The following is a 15,729-nucleotide window of genomic DNA, read 5'->3' on the forward strand; positions in this document are numbered from 1 at the left end:
CTTTTCTAAGTGCTGTGACGTTATTCGCGGACAAGCCAAACGCCGCAACACCGCCCACACAATATGGAAAAAGGAGGTGAGAATGTGCATGAAAAAAAGAACAGCCGTCCTGCTTGTCGTATCGATTATTGCAATCTACGGGATGATGCATATGATGCCATTGTTGTTTGGAAGGCCCCTATTCGTCTTCGATATGGACATGCCTCGTCATTACGGACCGTTTGCCGGGCATCATCATTTTGCCTTTCAAGGTCCACGAGACCATATGATGATGTTCAATGGATGGATGATGTTTCGGATCTTTCCATTCCTTTTCCACCTGGCTTTGCTTCTTAGCGGCTGGATATGGTGGAAAGGAAAAGGGCCTCTTCAATGGCTAGGATTGGCGTTAATGGTATGGGGCCTGATTGGCTTGCTGCCGAAATGGCTGCTCGTTCCGCTGGCGTTTGGCGCCGCTTATCTCCTGGCAAAACGTCAAAAGATGCAGACAGGCCCGATCGGAACATGGCCAGCGCCGCCCATCCAAACCGCACATATTTTAGACGAATGGGAAAAGAACATAAAAAAGGAGGATCAGTAACATGGGGCTTTTTCACCGCGTAAAAACCGTCATACTTGCCGAGATGCACGAACTGGTTGACCAATGGGAGGATCCGGTCACCATGACGAAACAATACTTGCGCGAGCTCGAGGAACATATTCATCAAGGCCAGCAAGCGCTCGCTCAGCAACTGCTCGCCCAGCAGCGCTATGAAACGTTGATCGCGCAGACAAAAGCGATCGTTGAAAAAAGATCCCGCCAAGCAACGCTCGCGCTCGAACGGAACGAAGAAGCAATGGCGAAGCTCGCGCTGCGGGAAAAACTATTGTATGAGAAAAAATTATCCACCTATGAGCAACAATACGAAACGGTGAAAGAAAAAACCGCATACATGGTGGAACAATTAAAACAGCTGCAAGAAAAACACGAAGAGCTTTCGGCAAAACAATTGGAATTGATCGCACGCGCCAACGCCGCTAACGCGCTGAAACAAATCGATGCCACCCTCGCATCATTTCGTCCCGATCATGCGCTGCGTGGGTTCGCGCGCATGGAAGAGGGCGTCCTCGCGTTAGAAGCGGAAGCAGCCGCCGCCCGCCGCTTCTTGGCTTCTAAACACTCCTTTCCTTTCTCTTTGGAAGAAGAGGTAGAAAACGAACTGGCCAAATGGAAAGAAGCGCAAACGAAAAACGTGTAACCCCCCTTTTTATATAGATTACCCCCTTGCCGCTTTTGGCAAGGGGGATGGATATATTTAGGAGAGCAGCGGACGGTATGACCCCATCATCGCTTGCCCATACGCCGTCAATAAACCACGTCTTTTTAAACTGCTTCAATTCTCCAAATCTCCTTTATTTCCGATGCATTTTAAACTGCAAAAACAGCTCATTGTAATACGCCAGCATCCGTTTCCCTAAATTCTCGTACACTTCCAAATTTCCGATCGAGTCAAAATCCGGATAAAACCGTTTATCTTCGGTGATCTCCTTCGGCATATAATCCAGCGCTTTTTCATTCGGTGTCGAATAGCCGACATACTCGGCATTTTGCGCCGCGTTTTTCGGATCGAGCATAAAGTTAATGAACGCGTGCGCTCCTTCAATATTTTTTGCCGTTTTTGGAATGACCATATTGTCAAACCATAAATTCGAGCCTTCCTTCGGCACGACGTAATCAAGCTTATCATTTTCCGCGATGATTTCCGCCGCGTCCCCCGACCAGACGACGCCAATGGCGGCCTCTTCATTGGCCAAAAGCATTTTAATTTCATCACCGACAATCGCTTTGACATTCGGCACAAGGCGGTCCAATTTTTCTTTTGCTTCTTGGAGATGCTCTTTGTTTGTATCATTCAGCGAATAATGCAGGCTGTTAAGCCCCATGCCGATGACTTCACGCGCTCCATCTACTAATAAAATTTGATTGCGCAAATCTGGATCCCACAAATCATTCCAACTCGTGATTTTTTTGCCGCCAAGCATGCTCGGATTATAGACGATGCCGACCGTTCCCCAAAAATACGGAACGGAATAGCGGTTTCCAGGATCGAAAGACAAGTTCAAAAAACGCGGGTTGATATATTTCAAGTTTGGCAACTTGGAATGATCGAGCGGAATAAGCAGACCGTCCTCTTTCATTTTGCTGACCGCATATTCCGACGGCACGGCGACATCAAACGTCGCGCCGCCTTGAGCGATTTTCGCCATCATTGCTTCATTGGAATCAAACGTTTGGTAAATTACTTTGAGACCGGTTTGTTTTTCAAATTTTTTAATCAGTGCCGGATCAATATAGTCGCCCCAGTTATAAACGGTCAGCGTATTCCCGCCCGCATAGCCTTCCGACCGATTCAATGCAAGCGAAGCATAATAAAGCAAAAGCGCGGCGCCAAATACAGCGACAAAAAAGATGGTCAGTTTTTTCATCTACGCCGTCCCCCCATTCCGGATACAGCGCTTTTTTGGCTGATGAAGTAATAGCCAATAACAAGCGCAATCGTCAGTAAAAACAACAGCGCCGACAGCGCGTTAATCGACAGCGAAATACCTTGGCGCGCCCGCGAGTAAATTTCTACTGACAGCGTAGAAAAACCGTTTCCCGTCACAAAAAAAGTGACGGCAAAATCATCGAGCGAATACGTCAACGCCATAAAAAAGCCGGCAAAAATCCCGGGAGTAATATACGGCAGGACGACTTTCGTCAGTACATCCCATTGATTCGCCCCTAAATCGCGCGCCGCATCGATCAACGTCGGACTCATTTCTTGCAGTTTCGGCAGCACCATGAGTACAACAATCGGCACGCTAAACGCGATGTGGGATAATAAGACAGAGGTAAACCCAAGCTGAATGCCGACAATCGTAAACAAAATTAAAAACGAGGCACCGATGATGACATCGGGACTGACAATCAGCACGTTGTTTAACGTCAATAATACTTGCTTCATTTGCTGGCTTTTTACGTAATAAATTGCCAATGCCCCCATTACGCCAAGAATCGTGGAAATCGCCGATGACAAAAGGGCGATGGTGATCGTATTCAGCACAATAATCCATAGCCGTGTATCATGGAGAACTTCTTTATACCAATCTAGCGTCACGCCTTCAAAATCATGCATCGTACCGCCGCTGTTAAAGGAATAGTAAATTAAATACACAATCGGCATGTACAAAATGACAAATACCACTGCTAAATATACTTTTCCCCATTTGTGATTGCTTCGCATCGCTTCATCCTCGCTTCCGGTTTCCTGTCACAGCGACAACGACTGCCATGGCGATAATCAAAAACACGGCAATCGTCGAGCCCATACCCCAATTTTGCGTGACAAGAAAATGTTCTTCAATCGCCGTGCCAAGCGTAATCACGCGGTTTCCGGCAATAAGCCTTGTGATCATAAACAAGGACAACGACGGGATAAACACCGCCTGACACCCTGCTTTAACTCCATCGAGCGTCAGCGGAAACACAACGCGGCGAAACGTCGTCCATGCCGAAGCGCCTAAGTCGCGCGCCGCATCGAGCAAAGATGGGTTCAATTCCTCAAGCGCATTAAAAATCGGCAAGAGCATAAACGGAATAAAAATATACACCGATACGAACACAAAGCTAAAATCGGTAAACAAAATTTGCTTAGCGCCAATGCCGAGCGCCGCCAATATGGCATTTGCCAATCCGTACGTGCCGAAAATACCGAGAAACGCATAGACTTTTAATAATAAGTTCACCCATGTCGGCAAAATCAGAAGAAGCAGCCAAAGCTGTTTATGCTTCGTTTTTGTCAGCGCGTACGCGGCCGGATAAGCAATCAACAAGGAAAAGAACGTCACCAACAACGCGTACCAAACGGAACTCGCCGCCATTTTTAAATAAATCGGCGTAAAAAACGTTTTATAATTGGAAAACGTCCACTTTCCTTCAATATCAAAAAAGGAGTAATACACGATCAACAGAATCGGCGCGATGACAAACAGCACAATCCAAACAACATACGGCAATAAATAAACGTTGCGCACATTAGTTTTCATCGGATCGCCCACCATCATCTTCACTGATGCGCATGACGTGAATCGCCTCCGGGTCAAAGTAGAGACCGATTTCTTCCCCTACTTCCGCTTTTTTCGTCGAATGGACAAGCCACTCATTGCCATCCTCGTCATAACAGCACAGCTCGTAGTGTACGCCGCGGAACAACTGCGAATCGACGCGCACTTGCAGCTTTCCTTGGCCGCGCGTCGTAATTTCCAAATCTTCCGGACGGATGACGACATCGACCGGTTCATTCGGCCGAAATCCTTTATCCACGCACGTAAACCGCTTGCCGGCAAATTCGACAAGAAAGTCTTCGATCATGACTCCGCGCAAAATGTTGGACTCCCCGATAAAATCAGCGACAAAGCGGTTGACCGGTTCATCATAAATTTCTTTCGGCGTGCCGCTTTGCTGAATCTTCCCTTTGTTCAGGACAAAAATTTGATCGGACATCGCCAATGCCTCTTCTTGATCGTGCGTGACAAAAATGAACGTAATTCCTAAGCGGCGCTGCAGCTCACGCAGTTCATACTGCATTTCTGTGCGCAGTTTCAAATCGAGCGCCGACAACGGCTCATCGAGCAGAAGCACCTCCGGCTCGTTGACGATCGCGCGCGCAATCGCCACCCGCTGCCGCTGTCCGCCAGACATTTCTTGCACACTTCGATTCTCGTATCCTTCCAAATTGACAAACCGAAGCGCTTCCATCACCTTTTCTCGAATCTCCGTTTGTTTTTTCTTTTTGATCCGCAACCCGAACGCCACGTTTTCAAATACGTTCAAGTGCGGAAACAAGGCGTAATCTTGAAATACCGTATTGACCTGCCGCTTATTGGCCGGAACGTGATTGACCGGTTTCCCATGAAAATAAATCGTCCCCTCCGTCGGTTCGATAAACCCCGCAATTAAACGCAGGATCGTCGTTTTTCCGCATCCCGACGGCCCAAGCAGCGTATAGAACTTTCCGCGTTCGATATCAAAGCTGATATCATCTAACACGACTTGCCCGTCATATAATTTCGTCACCCGCTCAAAGCGGATGATCGCATCTTTTCCCATCTGTGTCACTCCTCATCGCAAAATAAAAATTTCCTCTCCTGCTCTTTCCAAAAGACAAACTCTTCTTAATTTTCTATTCACCATTATTAGAACACGCGTGCGGGAAAAGTGCAACGAAATTTTTCCAAATAAAAAACTCGTTTCTTTACTAGCGATGCACTAGAAGAAACAGGGATGCAAGTCCACAGAAGGGCATAATGAGCAGTGATAGAGAGAAGGAACAAAGAGGGGTATTCCTTAAACATATCTGTAATATTTCATGATCTGTGGTCAAACAGATTTCAATTCCTCATAGATACGATAAAAACTTAATCTGTCCATATGTTCACGATTTCACACCATAGATGTCTAAAATGTACGAATAAAGTTTTGTTTCGCCTATCTGCATCATTTCGACGGCCGCTTTCTTGACCTCTGCTTTCACATCCGGCGTGATCACTGACGTTTGAAAGTACCATCGGCAAAAAATTTCGTCCAGCTTGTCTATGTTGTCCCTGTTTTGAATCAGATGAATCACTTCGTAAATGTTCATGTTTTTTCACCCCCAGTTCATTCATCGCTAACGGTAAACTCAAGCGGATTTCCCGGTTCATCCGGCCAAGTTTGATCCCTTCTTCCAGGCCTTCCTAGATCATTTGCCGAATGATCGCTTCGTTCACGAATTTGTTCGACTGTGACAAGGATTCGAATATCATATTCGCATATCGATCCACACGACTGGCCAGGAATCGCCAGTCCATCGTGGCAGTTTCAATTCCTTATAGGTACGATAAAAACCCAAAAACGTTGATATACCAACATGTTGGAAAATGACCTACATCCAGTATAATTCATTTCGAAAATTCCGTTAATACACGAGATACTGATGGCTGTAAGGAGAGAGTCAAACAAGAAAGCGTCGTCGATCCCCCTGAGATTTTTGCACGATTTAGAGACGACGACAAACAAACGAAGTAATTAGCGTTCAGAAAGAAGGCGAAACATGCCAAAACCTTGGGAGTTTCGTCCGCCAATACCGACGCGATACAAAAAGGTTAAGTTGCCTGTAGACGAATGGAGTCGGTAACGTCCAAGCCAAGCCGTAATGTAAAATCCCTTAAAAACAGCGACAACTTTATGCTTTTTTGTCACATGAATCGGCTCAATAAACAACCGCTCTTGTGGCGGTACCCCATAATATGCTTCGAATTTATGGCGAAAATTCAATTCGATTAAATGAGCAAATACCTCATCACCAGGGCCAAAAAACTGTGTTCTTTTTCTTCTATCCACTGTTTCATACGTGCTGTAAACGGTTAAAGGCGACAACATCTCTATTTCAATCTCTCTCCCTTTGATTTCACGGTTGTCCACATCAATTCGTTTCACCTCTACCGCCTGCCCACCAAGTTGCACATCCGAACAGAGTAATAAATATTCCCTAAGCTCTTGCGTCAATTCCGGCAATACGGTGCCGATATGCCAATGAAACTCATCGTAAAACGTGATCGTTTTACGCTTTTGATCTAATTGATGGGAACCGAAAAGGCGGCTAAACGTAAAGAGCTTAAACGACCGCTTCTCCTTATGGAATCCGATTTCATGCAAAAAATGAGCGAATGTTGGATTTTGCAAAGAACGATACAATAACCCTTGCAGTTGTTGTTGATAATGTAGTGGAAGTGTAATCGTATGATCACGTCCACTCATTGTAATCGTCAATCGCATTGTTTCCCTGCTTTCCCTAAAAATTAGAATGGCATCTGTTTCTTTCTAAAGCAGCACCCAAAACCTTTTCATAAAATATCATTTATGATAAAAGGAAAAAGGACGTATTCATATCTTAATTTCTTTTCACTCTTCAACAAGTTTATGCTCTGCCCACGTATGTTTCCAATAACCTGACGGCAAATTCTACTTCATTATTTATATCCTTTTTTGAAAATATCATAAGGAATGCCTTCGCCAATTCGCCCGTTCCGCCCGGTTGTCGTTTCTGCCATTGTCAATGAATTTAAGATAGCTTCTTCCGTTGACTCGATGGCTGCTTGAAACAGCTCATTCATCAATGGATCATCATCGCGGATGAGCGGCGGAAGCTGATAATAAGATGACTCGGAAAAGTGATGGATAGTGTATCCGTTCGAAAACGCGATGATGATATCTCCGCTTCCATGGTGAATATGGCTTCCCGTCCGAGCAAGCCCGAAGGCTGCCCGTTTTGCCAGCCGCTTCAACTGACGAGCACTCAAAGGTGCATTTGTCGCAACAATAATCATAATAGAACCAGCCGGAATTTCTGTTTCATCAAATGAGGGTTTTCGATATTGTGCAATGCGCAACTCTTCCCTTTTGCCAAAATTGCTGAGAACCAATGCTCCAACGCTGTAATTCCCTCCACAGATGATTCGCGAAGAACTGCCAATTCCCCCTTTATAGCCGAAACACATCGTACCAGTGCCTGCGCCTACCGCACCTTCTTCGACATGAAAAACAGCCCGCTCTATCGCTAGTTTTGCATGTTCTTTTTCGATGGCAGGAAAATGAACCGTGTTTAGATAGCTGTCATTGCATTCACCTACTACGATATTCACTGAACTAGTCGTATCTCCTATTTCTGGATTTTGTTCCATTAAATATTCCAATGTCCCTTGCCAGACTGTGCCCACACTGAACGTATTCGTAAGCATAATCGGTGATTCTATAACCCCTAGCTCTTCCACTTGAACTAATCCCGCTGTTTTCCCAAATCCATTTAAAACAAAACACGAAGCAGGCACCTTTTTTAAAAAAATATTATCCCCATGAGGAAGAATAGCTGTAACTCCTGTTCGAATGACCGTCTTTTCATCCAATTCTTTCTTTAATGTTACATGTCCTACCTTAACTCCGGGAACATCAGTAATTTGATTGTGTTTTCCCGTTTCCATCGATCCAATTTCGATACCTAATTCCCGAATCTTTTTTCTCATCCCTTTATTCCTCCTGTTAGTTTTAAGGGACAACCACCTATCCGTTTCGTTTTTTTAGATAATTCTGACATCCTCTTTCGTCGAGGCAAGATGAAACTCTTTAGTTTAACAATTCATTTAACTTTTATTGTATCCAATTATTTACAATAAATATACTAAAAACCTATTCCATTCGACATAGAGTTTGTCGGAATGTTTGATGTATAATGAGGGATAAAGGAGGTGTAGACTCGGTTGCTAAAATCGTTGTCGTGTACTGACCGATGGAAGGAATGGTGCACGACAGATGCCGTCGCTGACAGCGAGCCACGGGGTGTCTTTCACAACAGGTGAATGACAAGGGGATTCCCTTCCTGATGGAACTCGGTGAGAATCCGGGCGGCAAGCGATGTTTCCTGGTTCCATCGCGATGAGTCGATTTTTATAGATTTTAGTAACCAGGTGAAAACATGGTAGAGACGCTGCTGCAAGAAATTCTCCAAGAGGTAAAACTCACGCGCAACGACATCCAAACGTTAAGCAGTCGTGTCGACAAATTGGAAAAGCGGATGAGTCGTGTCGAAGAGCGGTTGACTGTCGTTGAGGAGCGGGTGTCTGCTGTTGAAGAACGGTTGACCGCCGTTGAAGGGCGAGTGTCTGCCGTTGAAGAACGATTGTCTAATCTCGAAGGTCGAGTATCCAACATGGAAGAACGATTGTCCGCCTTGGAAAAAGACATGACCGTCGTGAAAGAACGCTTAACAAACGTAGAAAACTCCATCGTTGTTCTCGACGAAAAAATCAGCGAAACAAAAGCGATCACCGAAGCTGTCCGCCATGGTCAGGAAGTCCTCACCGCAAAGTATGACGCACTCTCTCTTGATATCCACGAGCTGAAAGGAAAAGCCACCCATCTTACCACCATGCTTGACGATCAAGTCCTCCCGATTCTCCGTGACCATGAATCCGGCATACAAGTTCTCAACAACCGCGTTTTTAAAGTCGAAAGCGTGTTGCAACGGTTAGTTAGCCCGTAAAATGTTGTAAGCGGTATGACGCTTCTAGGCGCCATGCCGCTTTATTTTTACATACACGTATGGCAAAGAATGGCCGACGATTGATGGATCAAGAATGATAAAAGTTGCCAACAAACTCGGGATGGCATTTTCACATTTTGTGCTGCCATCCCTTATTTTATGTTTGTTTTCTTCCCCATAATTCCTATCGAATTTTAAGGATACGGGAGTATATCGGAGCATTTCTAAGAATACGGAATCTGCTCCTGAGTCAGTATGGCAAATCCGTAAATATGCAAAGATATAGCTCTATACCAAACTTGTAAACAACATCCAATTGACGATACGATATTATTACAACTGTTTTCACCCGTTATTCCCATTTTATGGCCTCTCCTTGCCACTGCACATCACTTCAGCACAATCTATATCAATAACGTATGCACAATAACATAAAGGAGGAATTTCATTGCGAAAATGCCTGTTTCTATTTTTATCCGCTGCCATGCTATTCACTTTAACCGCCTGCGGAGCTGGCGAAAAAGCGGAGAAAGGGAAAATTGTTGTTGCGGGCAAAAAGTTTACCGAACAGGTGATTTTAACCCACTTGCTTGCTGAATATTTGAAGGCGAACACTGATTTAGACGTGGAAGTGGAAGATAGTTTGGGCGGCGCGTTTATGCTGCAGCAAGCCATTGAAAAGGGAGATGTCGATTTATACGTGGAATATACGGGTACTGGTTACTTAAACATCTTAAAAAACAAATACGACCCATCGAAAACACCGGAAGAAATTTATGAAGAAACGAAAAAGCAGTATAAAGAAAAGTTTAACATCACATGGCTGAAGCCGCTCGGCTTTAACAACACTTACGCCCTCGCAATGCGCAAAGAACTTGCCGACAAACTGGGCGTAAAAACGTACTCCGACCTCGCCAAGAAATCTGATCAGCTTGTATTCGGCTCCGATGCGGAATTTTTTGAGCGGAGCGACGGGTATGACGGGTTAGTTGAGACATACGGCTTTAAGTTTAAGAAAACTACCAACATCGATCCTGACTTGCAGTATGAAGCGGCAAAAAACGGCGATATCGATATCATTACCGCCTATACGACCGATGCACGCATTAAAAAATACAACCTCGTTGTGCTGAAAGATGACAAACACTACTTCCCGCCTTATCACGCTGTGCCGATTATCCGTCAAGAAGCGCTTGATGCCAACCCTAGATTGGAGAAAGCTTTGAATAAACTCGAAGGTGTTTTAACTGATGAAAAAATGATGGAACTCAACGCGCAAGTAAATATGGAAGGAAAAAGTCCAAAACAAGTGGCCATTGACTTTTTGAAAGCAGAAGGATTGATAGATTAATGTTTTCTCATAGCAAAGGTGGGATGAAGATGATTCGCTTTGAAAACGTATGGAAACAATATGACGACGGTTTTGTCGCATTAAAAAATATTAATCTCGAAATTCAAAAAGGAGAATTGGTCACTTTAATCGGGCCAAGCGGATGCGGAAAAACGACGACGATGCGGATGATTAACCGCCTGATTGAACCGACGTCTGGAACGATATACATTGACGGGCAGGACATTGCAAAAATGAATCCAGTGGAATTGCGACGCAACATTGGCTATGTCATCCAGCAAATCGGGCTGTTCCCTCATATGACGATTGCGGAAAATATCGCTTTAGTGCCGAAACTGAAAAAATGGGAGCCGTCCGCCTATCAAAAACGGGTTGACGAACTGCTCGATCTTGTCGGATTAGATCCAGCGACGTTTAAACATCGCTACCCATCGGAACTTAGCGGTGGCCAGCAGCAGCGGGTCGGCGTTATTCGTGCCCTTGCCGCAGAGCCTGACATCATTTTGATGGATGAGCCGTTTAGCGCGCTCGATCCGATCAGCCGTGAACAGCTGCAAGAGGATATTTTAAAATTGCAGGAAGAAATTCAAAAGACAATTGTGTTTGTCACCCATGATATGGATGAAGCAATTAAAATTGCCAACCGCATTGCGATTATGAAAGACGGGGAAATCGTGCAATTTGCTACGCCGGATCAAATTTTGCGCCGGCCTGTCAACTCATTCGTGCGCGACTTTATTGGAGAGAACCGTCTGGCACAAAGAAAGACAGCCGTGCCGACGGCGGAAGACTTAATGTCCCATTCCATTGCCACGGTATCGCCGAAGCGCGGATTGGCCGAGGCCTTCCGGTTTATGAAAGAGAAAAAAGTAGACAGCTTAATCGTTACGGATAAAAAGCAATCCTTTCTTGGTGTCGTGACATTAAAAGAACTAGAAAAACATTATCATCAGGAACATCTCCTTGTGGTCGACATCACTGATTTCGATGTGACGACACTAACAAAGGATGCTGATGTGACGGACGTCGCGGAAATTTTCCAGCAACGGAACGTCAGCGCCATCCCTGTATTGGACGGGGATCGTCTTGTCGGCGTCATCACGAGATCGAGCATGATGCGCGGGCTGGCGGAATGGGAGTTTCAAAAGCAACCGTGAAGGTGGGATGAGAAATGGATTTGCTAAACACATTGATAGAACGAAAACAAGAGATTTGGATCGCTTTCCAAGAACATATTTTGCTTTCCGGAATCGCAATGATCATTGCGATTTTAGTCGCTGTTCCGCTTGGCATTGTCCTGACAAGATATAAAAAACTGGCTGAACCGATCATTGGCATCGCTGCTATTATTCAAACGATTCCAAGCCTCGCTTTGTTAGGATTTATGCTTCCGATCTTTGGAATCGGGAAACTGCCGGCTATTATTGCGTTAACGTTATATGCACTGCTTCCGATTTTGCGCAATACGTACACAGGCATCCTTGGCGTCGATCCCGCGCTTGTCGATGCCGGCCGAGGAATGGGAATGACATCGCGGCAAATTTTATGGATGGTCGAGCTCCCCCTTTCCTTGCCAGTGATTATGGCAGGCGTACGAACGGCTACTGTCTTGACGATCGGCGTGGCGGCGCTCGCAACCTTTATCGGCGCCGGCGGCTTAGGCGATCTCATTGACCGCGGACTGCGGATCGCCGATAAAAATTTGATTTTGGCCGGTGCCATCCCAGCAGCGATTTTAGCGATTTTATTTGATCTTTTATTGCGGAAGCTAGAAAATAAAGTAACACCAAAAGGCTTAAAATCATAGCAAAAAACGAGGAAGGCCGTATTCCTTCCTCTTTTTCATAGCAAACAGTGCCTGTCACTGTTCGTCCATGAGTCAGAGCCTTATTTCCGTATAAAATACCTATATTTAGATTACTTTAACTTCTAAAAAGTCACATCCTGTTATATTATTTTCCTCTATTAATTCTCTAAGTTCTTCTGATATGAATATTGGAATTTCATCACCCTTGAGTTTAATAATATGCTTTGATTGTATCGCCTCCTTACATAAAGCATATTTTTTTATACTATATATACTTTCACCATCAAGTTCAAATACACTATAATCTGAATTTTCTAAGTTTAATGCATCAACAACATTCAAAATGTTAGCTACTGAAAAACCTTTTAAAATTTTGTTTTCACCTTTATTCACTACATTTATAGGCAGATATTGTATACCATCATCTACTTCCTCTAAAATCGTTTTAAATCTTTCAGAAACTATAAACCACCCTAAATTGTTTGCTAAATAATCTGTTAATCTTTCTCCTTCTTTAGGGTCAAAGTAAAAGGTGATGTCGCTATTCCAATTATGAATATACTTCCCTTCCGATAATTCATATTGTTCAAATCCCTTTGTATCTATACAGTATGCTACTACATCTCTATCATCACTATCATCCATTAGCAACTTATAAAATCTCATTATTTCTTCCTCCAATAATCTTTATAAAGCATCTCCGGGTTCTTTCTAATTTCCTGTTTTAATTGTTCGAATAATCTCAAAAATTTCCTTTTATCCCCCTTAGCTATTTTATCAAAAGTTCTAATATTGCTTAACACATACTCGTGATAAGCATTTGGATGTCTTCCCTGATGTGGTAGTAATTCTATATTCCAAACGTCATCCAAATCTAGTCCGTATTTTTTCGTTATAGCCTCTATTTGTGGAGTATATTTTTTACTTTTATTAGTAGCATAATGATGTTTTTGTAAAGGTTTACCCGTACCCTTGGCAACACCACCCGTTCCATTCTCAATCACTCCATCCCCGACTTGACTCATCGAAAAGCGCACGGAACTGGTGGTTTCTTCCACAGTCTCCTGTATTCCTGTCCTTGACACTGGCCCTATCCCGGCAAATGCCGGCTGCCATTGAACAGATGGAACGCTATCAAGAAGGTCGTCCCATTGCTTTTTGAACGAGCGGATCGTATTGCTAATCGGCGCTTTTACGGCTTGGCGGTACACCGCTTGAAGGGCAGGCATAATTTTATCATAGCGGAGAACATGTCTCGTTTGCGAGACTAATTTGGAAACATCCGCTGCTGCTTTCGCTCCTTTGATCCCCGCTTTGCCGGCGATGCCTGCTCCTTTGACCGGAGGAAGAAAAGAAGCCAATAACATTCCTCCCGCAAGCAGTCGGCCCCATCCTGAAATCCGTTCTCCAGTCACTGGATCGTATTCTCCAAACAATCGCTGCACATCATACCAGCCAAGAAGCTCCAGACCGAATTCTCTCATATTATCGGCAAGCGTTTGGTCCGCCTGGCGCATTGCCGCGGCTGTTCGATACAGCAGTTCCTCCGCTTCATTCAGCTTTTCCTCATAGCGGCGAAGCCAATGAAGCAGTTCGTCTGTAAGCTCCTGGATAGCGGCAGAACCGATGCCGGTAATCTCCATCACTAAAGAGGGGAGTTCCCAGGAAAGCGAGGTCCGTGCGCGACAGCAGGCGTCTTCCGCATCGGGGATATGTTTTGCTACTACTTCCAGCTCTTCTGGCTTGACTCGAATCGCAATCATTACAACTTCTCTTATCTTGTGCCAATTTGGAGGATTTTCCTGCTTCGCTAATAAGAAGGATCATCCGCGATAGTGTAAATATGCAGATGGACGCACACGTTACTTCAATGTGTACTATTATTACATTGTAAAGCGGTTAAGCAAATAAAAACCCCAGACGAGTAATTACTCGTTTGGGGTGATCTATAGGAGTATCAATCATCGCCGTACATAAGGTCATCTAACAACTCATTTTGAGCTTGAATTTCTTTAAATCTGTTTAACCTGTTCATTAAATACTTAATAGAAACTTCCTTATCACTCGATATTTCTTCTTCGTAAATTTTTATCTTCACTCCATTATTTTTTAAATCAGTAATGAGTTTCTCAAGTTTAGCGTCATCATCCTCATCTTTGAATAAGTCACATTCAAAAATGGGACTACTATTCTCTATTCTATTTTTTATATCACCAAGACCTAAATTAGTATATTTTTTTACCATTGCTAAATGCTTTGTTTGAACAGTATTTTTGTCTAGTAATACTAGTATTTTTGACAATTCATTAACCTCCTTCCAATATCAACGATTAAAAATCATTTGGAATTGAATCGTTTATTGGTCTCCCAGGAAGACTATCTCGATAATTACCACCATGCCAACGATACAAGTGTTCTCTAAAAGTAACTGGGTAAATAATTTCCCCTTTGTCAGCTATTTGTGGATACTTAGAAGCACTATATGTATGATGACCAATGATAGGCTTACCATTGTGTTTTGGTATATTTCCATTCAAAATGTCTTTGATTTGTTCTGGTGTCCAATTTCTAGTTGAATTACCGTTCATTACCCGAACTTTTTCTTGTTCCCAAAAATTATCTACACCCCTATCCCTTCTTCGTTTAAACCTCTTATTCCATTCTAATTGTTTCCATTCCTCTCGTGTTATTGTTCTATTTTTGACCTTTTCATTTAATATCTTCATTTTCTTACTACCCATAATCTTATACGGTGTTTCCCTTGGGGTTAAATCAAGATTTTTTGCTCTTTCTGCTATGATATCTGCCTTATTTTTTACTAATCTATCACCTATAGCATTCCCGTTATCTACCATCCCATCCACTGCTTTACTCATCGAAAAGCGCACGGAGCTGGTGGCTTCTTCCGCGGTCTCCTGTATCCCTGTCCTTGACACTGGCCCTATCCCGGCAAATGCCGGCTGCCATTGAACAGATGGAACGCTATCAAGAAGGTCGTCCCATTGCTTTTTGAACGAGCGGATCGTATTGCTAATCGGCGCTTTTACGGCTTGGCGGTACACCGCTTGAAGGGCAGGCATAATTTTATCATAGCGGAGAACATGTCTCGTTTGCGAGACTAATTTGGAAACATCCGCTGCTGCTTTCGCTCCTTTGATCCCCGCTTTGCCGGCGATGCCTGCTCCTTTGACCGGAGGAAGAAAAGAAGCCAATAACATTCCTCCCGCAAGCAGTCGGCCCCATCCTGAAATCCGTTCTCCAGTCACTGGATCGTATTCTCCAAACAATCGCTGCACATCATACCAGCCAAGAAGCTCCAGACCGAATTCTCTCATATTATCGGCAAGCGTTTGGTCCGCCTGGCGCATTGCCGCGGCTGTTCGATACAGCAGTTCCTCCGCTTCATTCAGCTTTTCCTCATAGCGGCGAAGCCAATGAAGCAGTTCGTCTGTAAGCTCCTGGATAGCGGCAGA

General features: G+C 44.1%; 17 protein-coding genes. 6 read left to right on the top strand and 11 right to left on the bottom strand.

Translation table 11 applies throughout. The annotated features are described in order from the left end of the window. Window positions 1-88: 88 nt before the first annotated feature. Together AC1WMD_RS17365 and AC1WMD_RS17370 are read left to right on the top strand one after the other, a co-directional pair. Entirely contained in the window at window positions 89-580 is a 492-nt protein-coding gene (locus AC1WMD_RS17365) for a hypothetical protein (RefSeq protein WP_494258098.1), read from the top strand. 1 nt (window position 581) lies between these two features. Then, window positions 582-1,238 carry a PspA/IM30 family protein gene (locus AC1WMD_RS17370; RefSeq protein WP_494258099.1) on the top strand — a complete coding sequence of 219 codons (657 nt, stop codon included), beginning with the start codon at window positions 582-584 and terminating at the stop codon, window positions 1,236-1,238. A gap of 154 nt (window positions 1,239-1,392) precedes the next feature. Here AC1WMD_RS17370 and AC1WMD_RS17375 read toward each other — a convergent pair whose 3' ends face one another. The 7 genes from AC1WMD_RS17375 to AC1WMD_RS17405 all read right to left on the bottom strand — a co-directional run bounded on the left by AC1WMD_RS17375 (window position 1,393) and on the right by AC1WMD_RS17405 (window position 8,082). Then, on the bottom strand, window positions 1,393-2,466 hold the full coding sequence (locus tag AC1WMD_RS17375) for an ABC transporter substrate-binding protein (RefSeq protein WP_043903458.1): 1,074 nt from the start codon (window positions 2,464-2,466) through the stop codon (window positions 1,393-1,395). After that, a complete protein-coding gene (locus AC1WMD_RS17380) occupies window positions 2,463-3,266 on the bottom strand; it encodes an ABC transporter permease (RefSeq protein ID WP_043903457.1) in 804 nt (267 codons plus the stop codon). Before AC1WMD_RS17380 ends, AC1WMD_RS17375 begins: the two co-directional genes overlap by 4 nt. Window positions 3,267-3,270: 4 nt before the next feature. Continuing rightward, on the bottom strand, window positions 3,271-4,068 hold the full coding sequence (locus AC1WMD_RS17385; protein WP_043903456.1) for an ABC transporter permease: 798 nt from the start codon (window positions 4,066-4,068) through the stop codon (window positions 3,271-3,273). Continuing rightward, window positions 4,058-5,131 (bottom strand): ABC transporter ATP-binding protein, encoded by a 1,074-nt coding sequence (locus AC1WMD_RS17390; RefSeq protein ID WP_043903455.1) that lies wholly within the window; start codon window positions 5,129-5,131, stop codon window positions 4,058-4,060. The genes AC1WMD_RS17385 and AC1WMD_RS17390 overlap by 11 nt, the downstream gene beginning before the upstream one ends. A gap of 325 nt (window positions 5,132-5,456) precedes the next feature. Then, on the bottom strand, window positions 5,457-5,663 hold the full coding sequence (locus AC1WMD_RS17395; protein WP_043903454.1) for a hypothetical protein: 207 nt from the start codon (window positions 5,661-5,663) through the stop codon (window positions 5,457-5,459). Between the two features lie 425 nt (window positions 5,664-6,088). After that, window positions 6,089-6,838, bottom strand: a complete 750-nt coding sequence (gene cas6 / locus AC1WMD_RS17400) for a CRISPR-associated endoribonuclease Cas6 (protein WP_494258100.1) — start codon at window positions 6,836-6,838, stop codon at window positions 6,089-6,091. Between the two features lie 194 nt (window positions 6,839-7,032). Continuing rightward, window positions 7,033-8,082, bottom strand: a complete 1,050-nt coding sequence (locus tag AC1WMD_RS17405; RefSeq protein WP_043903452.1) for a DmpA family aminopeptidase — start codon at window positions 8,080-8,082, stop codon at window positions 7,033-7,035. Between the two features lie 449 nt (window positions 8,083-8,531). Between AC1WMD_RS17405 and AC1WMD_RS17410 the strand changes: the two genes are divergently transcribed. The 4 genes from AC1WMD_RS17410 to AC1WMD_RS17425 all read left to right on the top strand — a co-directional run bounded on the left by AC1WMD_RS17410 (window position 8,532) and on the right by AC1WMD_RS17425 (window position 12,256). Beyond that, entirely contained in the window at window positions 8,532-9,098 is a 567-nt protein-coding gene (locus tag AC1WMD_RS17410; protein ID WP_494258101.1) for a hypothetical protein, read from the top strand. 484 nt (window positions 9,099-9,582) lie between these two features. Beyond that, window positions 9,583-10,449 carry a glycine betaine ABC transporter substrate-binding protein gene (locus AC1WMD_RS17415; RefSeq protein ID WP_494258109.1) on the top strand — a complete coding sequence of 289 codons (867 nt, stop codon included), beginning with the start codon at window positions 9,583-9,585 and terminating at the stop codon, window positions 10,447-10,449. Window positions 10,450-10,478: 29 nt separating this feature from the next. Further along, the gene (locus tag AC1WMD_RS17420; protein ID WP_494258102.1) at window positions 10,479-11,606 is read left to right on the top strand and encodes an ABC transporter ATP-binding protein; all 1,128 of its coding nucleotides are present in this window, start codon (window positions 10,479-10,481) and stop codon (window positions 11,604-11,606) included. A gap of 14 nt (window positions 11,607-11,620) precedes the next feature. After that, window positions 11,621-12,256 carry an ABC transporter permease gene (locus AC1WMD_RS17425; RefSeq protein WP_494258103.1) on the top strand — a complete coding sequence of 212 codons (636 nt, stop codon included), beginning with the start codon at window positions 11,621-11,623 and terminating at the stop codon, window positions 12,254-12,256. A gap of 105 nt (window positions 12,257-12,361) precedes the next feature. Here the strand turns inward: AC1WMD_RS17425 and AC1WMD_RS17430 are convergent, their stop codons facing one another. From AC1WMD_RS17430 to AC1WMD_RS17445, 4 genes are all read right to left on the bottom strand, one after another. Beyond that, the gene (locus AC1WMD_RS17430; protein ID WP_043903447.1) at window positions 12,362-12,922 is read right to left on the bottom strand and encodes an imm11 family protein; all 561 of its coding nucleotides are present in this window, start codon (window positions 12,920-12,922) and stop codon (window positions 12,362-12,364) included. Further along, window positions 12,922-14,019, bottom strand: coding sequence for an AHH domain-containing protein (locus tag AC1WMD_RS17435; protein ID WP_494258104.1), 1,098 nt, complete (start codon window positions 14,017-14,019; stop codon window positions 12,922-12,924). Before AC1WMD_RS17435 ends, AC1WMD_RS17430 begins: the two co-directional genes overlap by 1 nt. A 194-nt stretch (window positions 14,020-14,213) precedes the next feature. Beyond that, window positions 14,214-14,558: a hypothetical protein gene (locus AC1WMD_RS17440; protein WP_043903446.1), complete on the bottom strand. Its 345-nt coding sequence runs from the start codon at window positions 14,556-14,558 to the stop codon at window positions 14,214-14,216. A 28-nt stretch (window positions 14,559-14,586) separates the two neighbouring features. Next, window positions 14,587-15,729 (bottom strand): pre-toxin TG domain-containing protein (locus tag AC1WMD_RS17445; RefSeq protein WP_494258105.1); only part of this gene is annotated, 1,143 nt, incomplete at its 5' end.

This window comes from Parageobacillus sp. NEAU-HV-2, assembly GCF_059115485.1.